This window comes from Hyphomonadaceae bacterium ML37 (genome assembly GCA_027627685.1).
Classification (GTDB): domain Bacteria; phylum Pseudomonadota; class Alphaproteobacteria; order Caulobacterales; family Maricaulaceae; genus Oceanicaulis.
Map to the genome: position 1 here is coordinate 751,891 of CP091241.1, position 15,489 is coordinate 767,379.

13 protein-coding genes are annotated in these 15,489 nt (G+C 66.8%); 8 read left to right on the forward strand and 5 right to left on the reverse strand.

The window, feature by feature from the left end; genetic code table 11:
• Positions 1–71 precede the first annotated feature (71 nt).
• Entirely contained in the window at positions 72–1,661 is a 1,590-nt protein-coding gene (locus tag L2D01_03795) for an ATP-binding cassette domain-containing protein (protein WBQ10908.1), read from the forward strand.
• A gap of 9 nt (positions 1,662–1,670) precedes the next feature.
• Here L2D01_03795 and L2D01_03800 read toward each other — a convergent pair whose 3' ends face one another.
• From L2D01_03800 to L2D01_03810, 3 genes are all read right to left on the reverse strand, one after another.
• On the reverse strand, positions 1,671–2,627 hold the full coding sequence (locus tag L2D01_03800) for a hypothetical protein (protein WBQ10909.1): 957 nt from the start codon (positions 2,625–2,627) through the stop codon (positions 1,671–1,673).
• Entirely contained in the window at positions 2,624–2,971 is a 348-nt protein-coding gene (locus tag L2D01_03805; GenBank protein ID WBQ10910.1) for a PadR family transcriptional regulator, read from the reverse strand. Before L2D01_03805 ends, L2D01_03800 begins: the two co-directional genes overlap by 4 nt.
• A 151-nt stretch (positions 2,972–3,122) precedes the next feature.
• Positions 3,123–3,911, reverse strand: coding sequence for an SDR family NAD(P)-dependent oxidoreductase (locus L2D01_03810; GenBank protein WBQ10911.1), 789 nt, complete (start codon positions 3,909–3,911; stop codon positions 3,123–3,125).
• Between the two features lie 119 nt (positions 3,912–4,030).
• On the opposite strand from L2D01_03810, the gene L2D01_03815 reads away from it, so the two are divergent.
• A protein-coding gene (locus L2D01_03815) for an IS5 family transposase (GenBank protein WBQ10912.1) occupies positions 4,031–4,797 on the forward strand; the annotation gives its coding sequence in 2 pieces (ribosomal slippage) (positions 4,031–4,340 and positions 4,340–4,797; 768 coding nt in all).
• 263 nt (positions 4,798–5,060) lie between these two features.
• On the opposite strand, the gene L2D01_03820 is transcribed toward L2D01_03815, so the two are convergent.
• Both L2D01_03820 and L2D01_03825 read right to left on the reverse strand, forming a co-directional pair.
• Positions 5,061–5,597 (reverse strand): hypothetical protein, encoded by a 537-nt coding sequence (locus L2D01_03820; GenBank protein WBQ10913.1) that lies wholly within the window; start codon positions 5,595–5,597, stop codon positions 5,061–5,063.
• 69 nt (positions 5,598–5,666) lie between these two features.
• The gene (locus L2D01_03825; protein ID WBQ10914.1) at positions 5,667–6,353 is read right to left on the reverse strand and encodes a sulfotransferase; all 687 of its coding nucleotides are present in this window, start codon (positions 6,351–6,353) and stop codon (positions 5,667–5,669) included.
• A 282-nt stretch (positions 6,354–6,635) separates the two neighbouring features.
• On the opposite strand from L2D01_03825, the gene gspD reads away from it, so the two are divergent.
• The 6 genes from gspD to L2D01_03855 all read left to right on the forward strand — a co-directional run bounded on the left by gspD (position 6,636) and on the right by L2D01_03855 (position 15,486).
• On the forward strand, positions 6,636–8,672 hold the full coding sequence (gspD, locus tag L2D01_03830; protein ID WBQ10915.1) for a type II secretion system secretin GspD: 2,037 nt from the start codon (positions 6,636–6,638) through the stop codon (positions 8,670–8,672).
• A gap of 111 nt (positions 8,673–8,783) precedes the next feature.
• Positions 8,784–9,467, forward strand: a complete 684-nt coding sequence (locus L2D01_03835) for an A24 family peptidase (GenBank protein ID WBQ10916.1) — start codon at positions 8,784–8,786, stop codon at positions 9,465–9,467.
• An 86-nt stretch (positions 9,468–9,553) separates the two neighbouring features.
• A complete protein-coding gene (locus tag L2D01_03840) occupies positions 9,554–11,497 on the forward strand; it encodes a class I SAM-dependent methyltransferase (GenBank protein ID WBQ10917.1) in 1,944 nt (647 codons plus the stop codon).
• A gap of 92 nt (positions 11,498–11,589) precedes the next feature.
• On the forward strand, positions 11,590–12,639 hold the full coding sequence (locus tag L2D01_03845) for a rhamnan synthesis F family protein (protein WBQ10918.1): 1,050 nt from the start codon (positions 11,590–11,592) through the stop codon (positions 12,637–12,639).
• Between the two features lie 4 nt (positions 12,640–12,643).
• Positions 12,644–14,284: a GspE/PulE family protein gene (locus tag L2D01_03850; GenBank protein WBQ10919.1), complete on the forward strand. Its 1,641-nt coding sequence runs from the start codon at positions 12,644–12,646 to the stop codon at positions 14,282–14,284.
• Between the two features lie 5 nt (positions 14,285–14,289).
• Positions 14,290–15,486 (forward strand): type II secretion system F family protein, encoded by a 1,197-nt coding sequence (locus tag L2D01_03855; protein WBQ10920.1) that lies wholly within the window; start codon positions 14,290–14,292, stop codon positions 15,484–15,486.
• Positions 15,487–15,489 lie beyond the last annotated feature (3 nt).

Below are 15,489 nucleotides of genomic sequence, written 5' to 3' on the forward strand. Positions count from 1 at the left end.
CGCCGCCTGTCAGGTGCACTGCGCCCGCGCCGCCCCATTGCGCCGCGCGCTGGCATGGCTAAACCGCACCCATGCTCACGATCACAAATCTCGATTACCGCATTGGAGCGCGCTCTCTGTTCGAGAATGCGTCCGCGCAGATTTCCAGCGGCTGGAAGGTCGGCCTGGTCGGCCGCAACGGTACGGGCAAGTCCACGCTGCTCAAACTGATCCGCGAGGAGATCGAGACCCCGTCGCCCGATTCCGCGATCCGCCTCAACAAGGGCGCGCGCATGGGCTGGGTCGCGCAGGAGGTCGAGCCGTCCGACGACACGATCCTGGAGGTGGTTCTGGCCACCGACGCCGAGCGCCACGCCCTGATGCAGGAAGCCGAAACGGCCATGGATCCCGACCGGATCGGCGAGATCCATATGCGCCTGGCCGATATCGACGCCTGGTCCGCAGAGGCGCGCGCCGCCGACGTGCTGATGGGGCTGGGCTTCACCAATGCCGACCTCTACCGCCCGACGCGCGAGTTTTCCGGCGGCTGGCGCATGCGCGCGGCCATTGCCGGCGTATTGTTCTCCGAACCCGACCTGCTTTTGCTGGACGAGCCCACCAACTATCTCGATCTGGAAGGCGCGGCCTGGCTTGAGGCCTATCTGAAGAAATATCCCTACACCGTGCTGATGGTGTCCCACGACCGGGAGATGCTCAATCGCTGCGTCACCCACACCATGGCGCTGGAGCACAGGCAGTTGTCGGTCTCGCCCGGCGGCTATGACGCCTGGCTGAGGCTGCGCGCGGCCAAGACGGCCTTGCTGGAGAGCCAGCGCGCCAAGCAGGACGCCGACCGCGCCCATCTGCAGGCCTTCATCGACCGCTTCCGCGCCAAGGCCTCCAAGGCCACCCAGGCCCAGTCGCGCGTCAAAATGCTGGAAAAAATGCAGGAGATCACCGTGCCGCTGGAAGAGCGCACGACGCCGTTCTCCTTCCCCACTTCCACCGACAAGCTGTCCCCGCCGCTCCTGCAGCTGCGCGATGCGTCCGTGGGCTATGGCGAGGATGCGGTGATCCTGAGGGGCATTGATCTGCGCCTCGACCCCGAAGACCGCATCGCCATTGTCGGCGCCAATGGTCAGGGCAAGACCACTTTGGTCAAATCCATCGCCAAGCGGCTGGAGCTGTTGTCAGGCGACCGGGTGGCGCCGCGCTCGCTGCGCATCGGCTATTTCTCGCAAGACCAGATGGATGAGCTGCACCCGGGCGAAACGGTGCTGGAGCATGTGCGCGACGCCCTGCCCAAGGACACGCCGCCGGCCAGGCAGCGCGCTGCCGCCGCCGCCATGGGCTTCTCTCACGAGAAGGTGGAGACCAAGATCGAGAAGCTGTCGGGCGGCGAGAAGGTGCGGCTGCTGCTGGGCCTGATGGCCATGGAGAAGCCGCACATATTGATCCTGGACGAGCCGACCTCGCACCTGGACATCGACAGCCGCGAAGCGCTGATCTACGCGCTCAATGACTATAACGGCGCGGTCGTCCTGATCACTCACGACGTCTATCTGGCCGAAGGCACCGCCGATCAGCTCTGGCTGGTCAAGGACGGCAAGGCCTCGCGCTATGACGGCGACCTGAACGATTACCGCAAGCTGGTGCTGCAGGCCGACCGGTCAGTGGGGTAGGCGGCCGCCTCAGAACGGGACCGGGCCGCCAGCGCCTGTGCGGCGCTCGCGCCAGTCGCGCAGCAGGGCGCTGATTCCGTCGATAAGCCCCCAGCCGCCAAACAGCGCCATGGCAAGCTTCATGTACTGGTTGGCCGGTTCTGCGGCGAAGATGTCGCCCGCCAGCACGATCTGGAACAGCATGAGGGACAGCAAGACTGTGATCACCGCTTCGACGCGGCGCCACAGGGGCGTGCGGCGCCCGCCGAAAATCTGCCAGGCGGTGAAAATGATGGCGGCGGCGAGCATCGACCACAGGAATGGCGCGCGCTCCGCTACGAACGCCGCATCATAGGTGAAAGCCTCGATGAGCGCCGCCGGCGCCGCCCCGCCCGTTGCCAGGTCGAAGACTTGCGCCGGCCCCGCGATCAGGACGGCGAGCCCGGCGCTCCAGAAACCGACGGCGAGCGCCATCAGGGGCCGGTTGACCGCGTCCGGGTCACGCACCGGCGCCAGCGTGCGCGGCGACCAGGCGCGCTCCAGCATGCACCGGCGCACTGCGCCGACGATCCAGAACACAGCGAGCAGAGCGCCCAGACCCTGCAGCGCCAGCATCGCCGCCTCGTCGGCGATGCGCGAGGATGCGCCGGGATCACTGGCGGCGCCCGGATCGGACAGGGCGACACTGAACGCCAGGACGGCCAGCGCGGTCAGGCCGGCGAGCGTGATTTTCCCGAACAGCTGCGCATCGCGCGGGTCAATCACCGGGGCGGGCGTGTGATAGGTCAGCGCCACCGTCGCGGGATCGCCGAAATCGCTCAGCAGGGCGCGCGCGGCCGCCTCATCCGGCTCGCCGCCGCCGGATCGGCCCTCCAGCTCGTCGATCAGCAGCGCTTCCAGCTCCGCACAGACATCGGCGCGCATGGCCCGGGGCAGGCGCCGGGCCACCGCGTGGGCATAGCGTGCAATCATCTCATGGGCGTTCATTGTCCCGCTCCGTCCTTGACCAGACCATCCATGACGGCGCTGAGCGCGCGCCACGAGTTTGAAAGCTTTGCGTAGAGCTGCGCGCCATCCGGGCTCAGCACGTAATAGCGCCGGTGCGACCCGTCCTGTGTGCGCCATTCGCTGGTGAGCAGGCCCTGGGTCTCCAGCCGCCGCAGCAGCGGGTAGAGCGTGCCTTCCTCGATCTCCATGCCCCGCGCCGCCAGCGCCTGACGCAGGGAATAGCCGTACTGGGCCTGCCTCAGTTGCGACAAGGCGGCCAGCACGATCGCGCCCCGGCGCAATTCCAGCTCAAGCTTCAGATACGGGTCATCAGATTTCACCATGCGCGACACAGTACTGTGTGCCACACAGGCGCGCAAGCGCAAAGTTCACAGGCGCGTATTGCACCCCCGGCGCGGACGGAACGGACGGATAGGGAAAGATCTGTCAGGGATCGTCAGCGCGCTGGCGTTCTGATGGGAGAGAAGCGGCGCCTCAGCGCTCCAGCACGTCGCGCACCCAGGGCCCGAAGGGCGAGGCGCCCAGCATGGCCAGCTGGGCGTCGCGGCTTGCGTCATTTATGGCGAGCTGGGGCCGGGCGCCCGGATGCACCGCCAGGCGCAGGGGCCGGGCGCCGCGCGGGCTGGCGATGACACGCGCAATGGCGACCGGGATATCCATGGGATCGGTGCTGCCGCCCCCGCCGCGAACTTCGCCCATGCCGGCGGTCAGCTCGGGATAGGCCGCGATCAGCGCGTCCGGCGTCCGCTCGCGCAGCGCGCCGGTCAGCACGCTCGAATTTTCCCATATCTGCGTGGGATAGCCGCCCGGCTGGATGATCGTCACGTCGATGCCATGGGGCGCCAGCTCATAGGCCATGCCCTCGCTCATGGCTTCCAGCGCGAACTTGGTGGGCGAGTAATGGCCCAGGCCCGGCGCGATCGCCCGGCCGAGCTGCGAGGATATCTGCACGATCAGGCCGTGACCCGCCGCGCGCATGGCGGGCAGCACCGCGCGCGCCATGCGGTGGGGGCCATAGGTGTTGGTCTCGAACATGAGGCGCGTGGCCTCCATGTCCTGAAGTTCGATGGGCCCGCTCACCGCAATGCCGGCATTGTTGATCAGCACGTCCAGCGTGCCGCCCGTGCGCTCCAGCACCGCCGCGACGCCGCGCGCCACGCTGTCCTCGGACGTGACGTCGATCTCCACCACTTCGATGGCGAGCCCTTCATCCTCGGCCAGAGCTGTCAGCTCATCGGCCTCGGGCCGGGGCAGATGGCGCATGGTGGCGAACACCCGCGCGCCAAGGCGCGCATAATGCTCCGCCCCTAGGTTCTGTACCCATAAACGGGATTCCCAAATCAGCTGGGTCGTGATTCAAGCTCCTTGAAGGGAGTTTGGTCATGGCCCGATTTGATTTGAGTGATGCGGAGTGGTCGATCATCGCGCCGCTCCTGCCGAACAAGCCGCGCGGTGTGCCGCGCACGGACGACCGGCGTGTGCTGAACGGGATTTTCTATATATTGCGGACGGGATCGCCCTGGCGCGATCTGCCGGAGCGCTACGGCCCGTACACGACGGTCTACAACCGCTTCAACCGGTGGGCCAAGGCGGGGGTATGGGTGAGTGTTTTCAATGCTCTGGCCGACCAGTCTCCAGAGTCGATGACCTTTATCGACAGCTCCATCATCCGCGCCCACCAGCACGCCGCAGGCGGAAAAAAGGGGGTCCGGATCACGCCATCGGTCTCTCTCGCGGGGGACTGAGCACCAAGATCCACGCCATCGTGGACGATCAGGGTCTGCCCATCCGCCTGGCCCTGTCTCAAGGCCAGGCTGGTGACAAGAGCGCCGGCGCCGAGCTGATATCCACCCTGCGCCGCGCCCGCCATGTGGTGGCCGACCGCGGCTACGACGCCCGCGCCCTTGTGGAGCAGATCGAAGCCATGGGCGCCACAGCTCACATCCCGACCCAGAAAAACTGCAAGGTCCAGCGATCGGTCGCGCCGCACATCTATCGCCAACGCAATCTCGTCGAGCGCTACTTCTGCAAACTCAAGCACTTCAGACGATGCGCCACACGATTCGAAAAGCTGGCCAGAAACTTCCTGGCCGCCATCGCACTCGCATCAGCAAGACTCTGGATCAGAGCTTATGAGTCCACGACCTAGCCGCCCGAAGCCGGAGGATGACCCTGTGATCAGGATGGTCTGGCCCGCCAGCGACGGCTCGGACCCGCCCTCCTGGCCCAGCGCCTGCGCGCCCGCGCCCATGGCGCCCGCGGCGCCGATGGCGGCCGCCGATCCGCGAAGCCAGTCGCGCCTGCTCACACCCTGTCTGGCCATGTCTGTCGCTTTCCTGATGATCCGTCGTGCCGGTGAGGATAGGCAAATTCACCGCGAACTCAAAGCGGCGCCATCCCCTCCGCCACCCGTCACATCAACCCATACATGCGCAGCGGCATCCAGATCGCCATGGCGATCATGATCAGGTTTTCAGTCAGCGAGATGAAGCCCAGCGGCACCCGGCTGTCGCCGCCCATGCAGGCGCATTTCAGCTCGCGCCTGTCGATATAGACGGCCTTGAACACCGAGACTGCGCCGATGGTCCCGATAAACAGCGCCACGGGCGAGGCGATCCAGATGAGGGAGCCTGCCAGCATCAGCACGCCCGCCCCGGCCTCGGCGAACGGATAGATCCGCCCATAGGGGACCCAGCGCCGCGCCAGCAGATCGTAATTGAGAAACATGGTGGCGAAGGCGTCGACATTGGTCAGCTTCTGCAGGCCGAGCAGCACCATGGAGATGGCGATGAAGCGCTCCACGGTCAGCACATGCAAAAGCGGCCCGCCCGTGCTCCAGCCCACCGCCAGCGCCATCAGCGCAGCCAGCGAAAACAGCGCGATCACTGGCGCATAGGTCGTGTCCAGGTCCCCATGGCGCGCGCCGAGCTGGAAGCCTTGCCTGAACACGACGACTGATCGCTTCCAGTCCAGACCTGCCGAGGGGCCCGCGCAAGCGGGCCCCTTGTGCTGTCTGGCCTATAGCGCGCCCTGGCGCGGCCACCCGGGGAGCTTGGTTGCGCCATGTCCGCGTTCAGGTGAAATGAACGCCTGCGCTTCACGCGCCTGCTCCGGGCCGGGCTCCAGCCCGCAGAACGCGGCGATCTGCTCCACGAACCGTTCGGGACGCACAAGGGCTTTTTCGTAGCTCACCAGCGCGACCGGGCAGGGCGGGTCGGCAAGGACATCCAGCGCCCGCGTCAGGAGCGCCAGCACGTCGGTCAGCGCTGTGGTCACCGGCGTACCGGTCAGCATCGACGTGCGCATCGCCGCCGCCGCCGGGTCGCGCATCACGATGACCATTCTGGCGGTGGGCAGCATGGGCACAACGTCGCGGGCGTACAGCGCGCCGTGCGGATCTTTCCAGCCCCACACATTGCCGCCGCGGGCCCGCCGCTCGATCACCGGGCGCATGTGAGCCAAGGCTGCGGCGTAGTCGAGCGAGGCCGGATCGGCCAGCCACTCGACCGGACCGCGCGCCTCCTGGATATCGAGATCCTCGTTATTGGCCTCGCTCTGCCGGGCGCCCATATCCACGCCGATGATGCGCATGACGCCCGCCGTCATCGAGGTGCCCCCGCGCGGCGCGCCGAACACCAGTATCCCCCGTCCGGGACCCGCCGGTTCCGGCCCGATGATCACAAGGGGGTCAGTGCGCTCGTACATCTCTCAAAACTCCAGATCTGCTCGCGAGCGGCGGGATCGGCGAACGTCGCGCGTGACACGCAGTCTGCGGCCCGCCGCCTTGAAATCCGACTATACAGAGGGCGGGTCGAAATTCAGAGATTGGCCGCTGCCAAGAAGGTTGGAATCCGCAGTTGCGCCGGTCCGGTGGGCGGCGGCGCCAATCCGGCGGATTCGCCGTCCGCACCCAACCGCTTGGGCCGCTGCGCCACATGTGCTTAATTGGCGCGTGAGGGGAAATTTCCGACCAACGGGATCGAATCGATGGTGCCTGTAACTCGGCTGGTCATCGCCGCAGCCATTGTGACCCTGGCCGGTTGCGAAAGCCCCGGCCCGCGCGATGTCGTGATTGATCCACTGGCCAGGCTTCCCCCGGCTCAAAGCCAACAGACGCGTATCCAGACGCCGCCGGTCAGGCCTGCCGCCGAGAGCGCTTCGGCGGCCGATAGTGTACAAGAACAGGTCAGCTACGGGCGCATGCCGCGCGTCGGCGCCATTCGCCCTGACGCAGAACGTGTAGAGGGCGGCGCTTACACAATTAACTTTTCAGAGGCGCAACTTGAGGAGGTCGCCCAGATCATTCTGGGGGATTTGCTCGACGAGCCCTATCTGGTCGACCCTCGCGTCACGGGCAGGATTACGGCGTCCACGCCGCGCCCAGTGTCGCGCGACGCGCTGCTGGCGCTGTTCGAGGCCACGCTGGCGATGAACAACGCCTCTCTGGTGCGCGCTGACGGCGTTTACCGGATTTTGCCGGCGGGAGAGGCCCAGGCCTCCGGGCTTGGCCGGCTGTCTGATCCCGGTCGGCCGGGATGGGGCGTCAGCGTCGTGCCGTTGCGCTATGTGTCTGCGTCCAATATGCGCCAATTGCTGGACTCGGTGGTGACCCGTTCGGGCGCCGTTCGGGCCGACACGGCGCGCAATCTCATCCTGATTGTGGGCAGTTCGGGGGAGCGCAGCAACGCCGCCAACGCCATTGCGGCGTTTGATGTCGACTGGATGGCAGGCATGTCCATTGCGCTCATTCCGCTGGTCAACGCCACGCCGGACACCGTGATTGCGGAAATGGACGCGATCTTCCAGTCGTCCGGCGACGGCGCCAGCGCCGGCTCGCTCCGCCTGCAGTCGGTTGACAGGCTGAACGCCGTGCTGGCCGTTGCGGCGAGCCCGCAATTGCTGGACCGGGCGCGCGAGTGGGCCGCGCGCCTCGATATGGGTGGCGCGTCGGGATCAACTCTGCGGTCTTACTTTCTCGAAAACGGGAAAGCTGTGGAGACGGCCGACCTGCTCAATCAATTGCTGGGCGCCGGGGCGCCCATAAGCAGCGGCGTCTCCCCTGATCTGGGCGAGGCGACGGCCCGGACCGCTCCGGCGCGCGCCAGCTCCGGCGCCGCGGGCGAGGGCGGTTACCGGGTGATCGCCGACCCCATCAACAACGCGCTTCTGGTGCTCGCCGATGCGCCTGGCCACGCCATGGTCGAGCGCGCCCTGATGGCCCTCGACCGGACGCCCGCCCAGGTGTTGATCGATGCGGTGATCGCGGAAGTCACGCTGAACGATACATTGAGATACGGCGTCCAGTTCTATTTCGAGAGCGGCGGCCTTGACCGCGTGGGCGACACCAGCCGGGGCGGGTTCTCGACCGGCGACAGCTTCCAGCCGAGCCCGACCTTTCCGGGATTCAACTTCGTCATCGAAAGCGCAGGGGGCCCGCGCTTCACGCTCGACGCGTTGTCGCGCATCACCGACCTGACCGTCGTCTCGTCTCCGTCGGTGATGGTGCTGGATAACCAGACGGCCTCGTTCCGCGTCGGCGATCAGGTGCCGGTGGTCACGCGCACATCGTCCAGCGTCATCAATCCGGACTCGCCCCTGGTCAGCACCGTGGAGTATCGAGATACCGGCGTCATCCTGGTGGTCTCACCCCGGGTAAGCTCCACCGGGCGCGTGACGCTGACCGTGACGCAGGAGGTGTCCAACGTCTCGCGCGCCGCTGCGGGCGCCGGCCTTACACCGACGATTTCCACGCGCAATGTCGACACGACCGTGTCCGTAAACTCCGGTCAGACCATCGTGCTGGCCGGTCTGATTGATGAAAATCGCGACGCGGGCCGGCGCGGCCTTCCGCTGATCAATCGCATTCCGGGCCTGCGTGACGCCTTGAGTTCAACCGAGGTCGTGACCAGCCGGACCGAGCTGGTGATCTTTCTGACGCCCCGGGTCATTTATAATGACGACGACGTCGCCTCGGCGACGGAGGACCTGCGCCGGCGGATGGAATTGCTGCGTCCGGAAGGCTGATTGGGTAATATGGATATCCTGCCGGTAGAGATTTTTCTTCTTGCGGCGAGTCCCTTCGTTGGCAGTTTCATCACGATGGCCGCGCGCGCCTGGCCGGACTGGAGCCGTGTGATGGCCGCCCGCTCCGCCTGCGACGGGTGTGGCCGCATCCTGACCGCCGGTGAACTGATCCCGGTCATCGGCTATGTCGCCCAGCGTGGCCGTTGCCGGTGCGGAACGCACGCAATCTGGCCGCTGCACCCTGTCGGGGAGCTGCTGGCGATCGGTATTGCGGCGGCTTGCGTGACCGTCGCCAGCGGTGCGGGCGCTTGGCTGGCCGCCCTGTTCGGATGGGCGCTGCTGTTTGCGGCGCTCGCCGACATTCGCACACTGGAGCTGCCTGACGTGGTGACCCTTGGTTTGATACCGGCCGGCCTTGGCGCGGCGCTGCTGCGCGGCGGACCTGACGCGGCGGTGCAGGGGGCGGCCGCCGCTGTCCTGGGATTTGCCGCGCTTGGGGCCGTGGCTTGGCTGTACCGGCGGACCCGCGGGCGCGAAGGGCTGGGGATGGGCGACGCCAAACTGCTGGCGGCGGCAGGGGCGTGGACCGCGCCATTGGCCTTGCCGTGGATCATCGCCGGCGCCGCGGCGGCGACTTTGCTGGGTCTTGGGATCGCCAGGCTGGCCGGGACCCGCATCCCGGCGGATATGGCCGTTCCGTTCGGGCCGGGTCTCGCACTTGCTGCGTTCGCAGCGCATCTTGTCGTCTCGGTTCAGGCCGGCGTATGGCCGGGCCTGATTGTGTGGCCGTCATGATGGCGCTGCCTGGCGCGTCTCTGAAGCCGAGACGCACCGCGTTCCGGCGGTCCAGGAAGGAACATCTCTGGACGGAGCCCTGGGTCGTGTGGCGCGGTGACGGCTATCGCGATCTTGTCTGCCCGGCCTGCCGGACCCGCTCGGTCATGGACAAGGTGATCGACGCCAGCCCGCCGTTCGAGCCTCGCAAGCGTTATGCGCTGTATCGCTGCGATGCCTGCGGCAGCCTGCATTACCCCGATGCGCAACCCATCGCGTACGAGTCCCGGCGCGACGCCGATCTGTCGCGCAAATTCTATCTGGAAATCGGGGCCGGCCTCGACGCCATGCTCGCGCCGTTGGCCTGGGTGAGCCACGAGGATGCCACGGCGTATCTCGAAGTGGGCGGCGGGTACGGGTTTTCCGTCGATTTTGCGGCGCGGGCCCTGGGCTGGCGGGCCAGAGGGATGGACCCGTCCAGTATCGCCGCTGTCGGTGCGGCCGATCTCGGCTACGATCTGACGCGTGGCTATCTGTCGGCAAGCGAGCCGGCGCCGGGCGCCCCGTTTGATTGCGTGCTGAGTTCCGAAGTGATCGAGCATGTTCGCGACCCGGACCCGTTTCTGGCCGCCATGGTTTCTGCGGCGAGCGAGGACGGGGTGCTGATGCTCACAACCCCTGACGCCGCCGCAGTGTCTTCCGACCTGCCGGACATCGCCCTGCTCCAGATTGTCGTGGCCGGCCATCACATCGTCATCTTTACCGCTGAAGGGTTGAAGGCGGCGCTCGTGCGGGCCGGGCTGACGCATATTCACGTCACGAGCCGGGACCAGACTTTGCTCGCGGTCGCCGCGCGCCGGCCGGTGGAGGTGGATTTCGACGCCCGCCCGCCGCGCGCCCTGTTCCGCCAGTATCTGCGCACGCGCCGCGATGATCTGGCGGACGATCCCGCGCTCTATGCCGGCTTCGCGGTGCGCCTGCTCAAGGAATGCATTCATGCTGGTGATTTCGAGGACGCCGCCGAGGCGCAGGAGGCCCTGACCCTGCGCTGGCGGCGTGAATATGCGATCGATCTCAACAATCCGTCCCAGCTGCATCCGGTCTTCGAGACCGGATGGCGCAAGACGCGCCGTGCGGTGCGCCGCTACGCCAGCGAATACCCGCTCAATCTGGCCATCGCGCTGTTCTACACAGCGCGTCTGCGCGAGCATCAGGGGCGCGCCGGCGACGCTGAAATCTGCTATCGCGCCTGCGTACGCGTCGGGCGGTCGGCGGGTCTGGTGTTCAAGGAGCTGGCTGCGCCCTGCCGGGAGACCGAGGATTGCGTGCGCCGCGCGATCTTGCATGCGGCGATCCTCGCGGCGCCGCGCCGGCCCGACCAGGCCTGCGCCGACCTCCTGGGACTGGTCCCCGAAGCCGCACACCTGCCCGAGGATCTATGGCGCGAGGCGGTGCTGAGGGTGTTCTCCGGCAGCGTGCTGACGGGCTCCTACAGCGCTGCAGCGCCGCTGGAGATTTACGTTCACGCCCTGTTGGACGCCACGATCCGGACTGCGCATCCGCTCAGCGTCACCGATGGGCTGGCGATCGGGGCGATGGGCATGCTCTCGCTTCAAAACGGCGCACCGGAGGAGGCCGAAAGACGCTTCGCCGCCGCGCGCGATGCGATGACCGATCCCGATCAGCAGGCGGCGTTCGAGGCGTTCAGGGCCGCCGCCGCGCAACAGGCTCAAACGTCCCGCATTGACGAAGATGGCGCCGCGCTGATTGCGGCCATGCAGTCGGACGATATGGTTGCGGGCGCCGGCCCGGCGCGGCGGCTGGGCCTTGCGGGCCATCATCATCCGGCGATCTCCCAGCCCAGCGCTTTCGCCATGGGGCTGTGGATGCTGAATGCGCTGGGCCAGGCGGACGCAGCGGCCGCTTGGTTTGCGCGCGCGGCAGAGCTAGCTTGCGACGATGCCGAAGCGGGTGTCGCGCGCGAACATGAAAAACTGGCGCTGAAACAGGCCGGGCAAACCTTTTTCCAGGGTGAAGATGCACCAGATTAGTGGCTGTGAGCGGGTTGTTTTGACTTGATGCGTTCTTTCACAAGTGGGCCGCATTTCATTGATGATCTGACGCTGACCGGGGACCGTTCAGAATGATGACGAAATTGGTACGCAAACTGGCCTGGCCGTACCGGCTGCTGTTTGCTCAGCGCCGGCGGGAGGACTATGTCGCTCAGGCATTCTCCTGGTGGCTTGCGGCGCTGCGCAGCGGCCGTCCCACCATACGGTCCTTGCTGCCCGGTGCGCACCCCCTTGAGGGTGCAGCCGATCTTGCCATTCTGGTGACATTCGACAAGACAGGGCGGGTGCACGATTACCTCATCCATCAGATGGATGCGCTCACCCGGGCAGGGCGCACGGTGATCCTCGTCTCCAACAGCCCGGTCTTCCCGGTACGTGAGCAGGAGAAGGCGGCCAGGCATTGCGCACTGGTCGCGTGGCGTCACAACCATGGCTACGATTTCGGCGCCTGGCGCGACGGACTGATGCTCGCCCCCGACTATGATCGTCTCGACAGCGTGATCTTCGCCAATGACAGCGTGTATGGCCCGTTCCAGCCGCTCAAGCCCATGCTGGACCGGATGAAGCCGGACGAGGCGGATGTATGGGGGCTAACGGATAGTTGGGATACGCGCTGGCACCTGCAGAGCTATTTCATCCTGTATCACCGGCGCGCCCTGCAGCATCCCGATGTCCGCACCATGTGGCGCCAGTGGAAGCACGTGAACTCGAAGTCCTGGGTGATCCGAAACCGGGAGATCGGTTTGACGGCGGTGCTCCACAAGGCAGGCTTAAATTGCGCCGCGCTTTTCCCTTACCGGGATCTCGTGCAGGGCTTTGCCAGCGAGGCCGCTGAAGTGCTGGCTATGAAAAAAAGCCGCCTGACGCAAACCGAGCGCAATCTGATCGATTCCATGCTCAATCTGGCCAATGTCAGCGCGCCGATGAACCCGACCCACTATTTCTGGGACCGGCTGATCCTGGACGGATTTCCCTTTCTCAAAAGAGAGGTGCTGGCGTCCAACCCGATCGGCATGCCCCGCCTGTTTGAATGGGAGCGTTTCGTGCGCTCGGTGAGCGACTACGACACCGGGCTGGTTGATCGCCACCTGCGCGCCATTCTGAAGCATCGGGTGGTGTGATCTGATGGCGGGCGCCCCCGATTCCCGCGATTGGCTGGAGCGCGTGCTCGGCTTGTCGGTCGCGGATCAGGCGCGCGCGCGGCGTCTGGCGGCTGAATCCGGGGAACGCCTGTCCCGCGCGCTGCGGCGTCTGGGCGCGGCGTCCGATGCTGCGATCGCGGACGCGCTGGCGGCCCATTGCGGGCTTGAACGCGTGCACGCTGAGGCCTTTCCGCCCTCACCGCCGCCCGCAGGCGGCGCCGCGCCGCGCTTTCTGGCCGAGGTGCTGGCGGCGCCGATCCTGGAGGACGAGACGACGATCACCCTGGCCGTCGCAGACCCGACCGATCCGGCCGGCGCCGACGGGGTCCGGTTGGCGTCGGGCAAGCAGGTCCTGCTCAAAGTCGCCAGCGTCGCCGATATTGAAGCGGCTCATGCCCGCTGGCGCGGCGCCGATCCGGGCGGCGGGCTGCAATCGGCCATTGCGGCCGCAGCCGGCGAGAGCGAGGCGGATACCGACCAGCTCAAGGATATCGCCAGCCAGGCGCCCGTGGTGCGTCTGGTGTCGGACATTGTTGCCGAGGCCCAGGAACGGCGCGCTTCCGACATCCATATCGAACCGTTCCGGGACCGGTTGCGCCTGCGCTTCAGAATTGACGGCGTCCTGCATGACCGGCCTGCGCCGCCTCCCGGTCTGGCGCGACTGGTCGCCAGCCGGATCAAGATTCTGGCCGGGTTGGACATCGCCGAACGCCGCCGTCCTCAGGATGGCCGCGCGCGCCTGACCCTGGGCGGGCGGGCGATCGACCTGCGCGTCGCCACGGCTCCGACCGCCCATGGCGAAAGTGTCGTTATCCGCCTTTTGGAAGACCGCGACAGTGAAGTGAAGCTGGATGATCTCGGCCTCACGCCAGGACACCGGCCGGTGTTCGAGCGGCAGCTTGATGCGCCCTATGGCCTGATCCTTGTGTCCGGACCGACCGGATCGGGCAAGACCACAACGCTGGCTGCGGCGCTGGACCGGCTGAATGTTCCCGGCCGCAAACTGGTTTCGATTGAAGACCCGGTCGAGTACCAGATCGACGGGGTCAACCAGATCGCCGTCAATCCCGTGATCGGGCTGACCTTCGCCACGGCGCTGCGCTCGGTGCTGCGCCATGACCCGGATGTCATTGTGGTGGGGGAGCTGCGCGACCGCGAGACGGCAGAGATCGCTGTCAACGCCGCGCTCACAGGACATCTCGTGCTCGCCACGATCCACGCGAACACAGCGGCTGGCGCGGGGCCGCGTCTTATCGATATGGGCGTGGATCCGTCGCTTCTGCGCTCGACCTTGCGCCTGCTGATCGCCCAGCGTCTGGTCCGCGTGCTGTGCACGTCGTGCAAAGTCGAGGTGGAGCCGCCCAAGGGATTGAGGCGCGCTTTCGACGCTGCGGGCTGTCCGTCCTGCTCGCAGACCGGCTATCGCGGACGGGTCGGCGTATTTGAATTCATAGAGACGGGCGCCGACGTCCGCGAGCTTTTGCGTGATGGCGTTTCGGCGGGCGAGATTGAGCGTGCGGCCAGGGCGGCCGGCGCAAGCTCGATACTGGATGATGCGCGGGCCAAGATCGAGGCTGGAATCACCAGTCCAGCCGAAGTTTTCCGCGTTCTGGGCGAGGTTTGATCGCGATGCCGGTTTATGCGGTCAAGGCGGTGAGGCCGGACGGAACCGAGGAAACCGCCCGGATCGAGGCGGCTGATGAAGCGGCGGCGGTCGCCGCCGCGGCGTCAGCCGGTCTGACGCCGTTCAATGTCGCCCTCGCCACCGCGAGGCCCGTGGCGCGTACGACGTCTCGCGACCGCAAGCTCGCCACCCGGGTCGCGCGCGAATTATCTGTTCTGACAGCTGCGGGACTCAGCGTGGAGCCGGCGCTTGCGGCGTTGACGCGCCATGCCGGGGACCGGCGGCTTAAAGCCGCTGCGACAGGTCTCTTGGACGATGTGCGCGGCGGTGCGGCCCTGTCCGAGGCGTTCAGCGCGCGTCCCGGGCTGTTCCCCCCGCCCTTTCCCGAAATTGCGGAAGCCGGAGAGGCGGGCGGGGCATTGGGCCGGGCGCTGGGCGAGCTCGCAGATTCGCGCGAGGAGATGGAGGCGGTGTCCGCTTCGATTCGCGGTTCGCTGATCTACCCGGCCTTCCTGCTGGTGTTCACCGGCCTGTCTGTGACGGCCCTGATTGTCTTCATCCTGCCACCGTTCGAGCGCCTGTTCATCGATATGGGCGCTCCGGTCCCGCCTCTAGCGGCCACCGTGTTCGCCATCGCTGGCGGATTGACGGCCTATGCGCCCGTCTTGCTGGCGGCGGCGGTCCTTGGCGTCCTGGCGCTGCGTGCTGGCCTGTCCCGGCCGCGGGTGCGCCTGGCGCTCGATCGCTGGCTGATCACTACGCCGGTCATTCGGCTGGCCACGCGCATGATGGTGGCTGCCCAGTTCTGCCGGGTGCTCGCGCTTTTGCTGCGCAATGGGTTGTCCGCCGCACCTGCGCTGCGGCTGGCTGCGCGGGCGGCCGGCAATACCTGGGCGGTCCATCGCCTCACCGAGGCTCTCGCAGAGGTGCGGGCAGGGCGCGGGTTCGCCGAGCGGATCGAGGCCAGCGATGTGCTGCCCATGCTCGCCGCCGAACTGCTATCGGTGGGCGAGGAGGTGGGTGATCTCGCGCCGGCTGCGGAACGCCTTGCGCGCTTCTATGAAACACGCGTTCAGAATGATGCGCGCCGCGCCGCACAACTGATCGGACCTCTGGTCATCATCCTGGCCGGTCTTGTCATCGGCGCCGTTATCGTATCGATTCTGCTGGCGTTGGTGAGTGTCAGCGCCGTGAGCTTCTGAAGG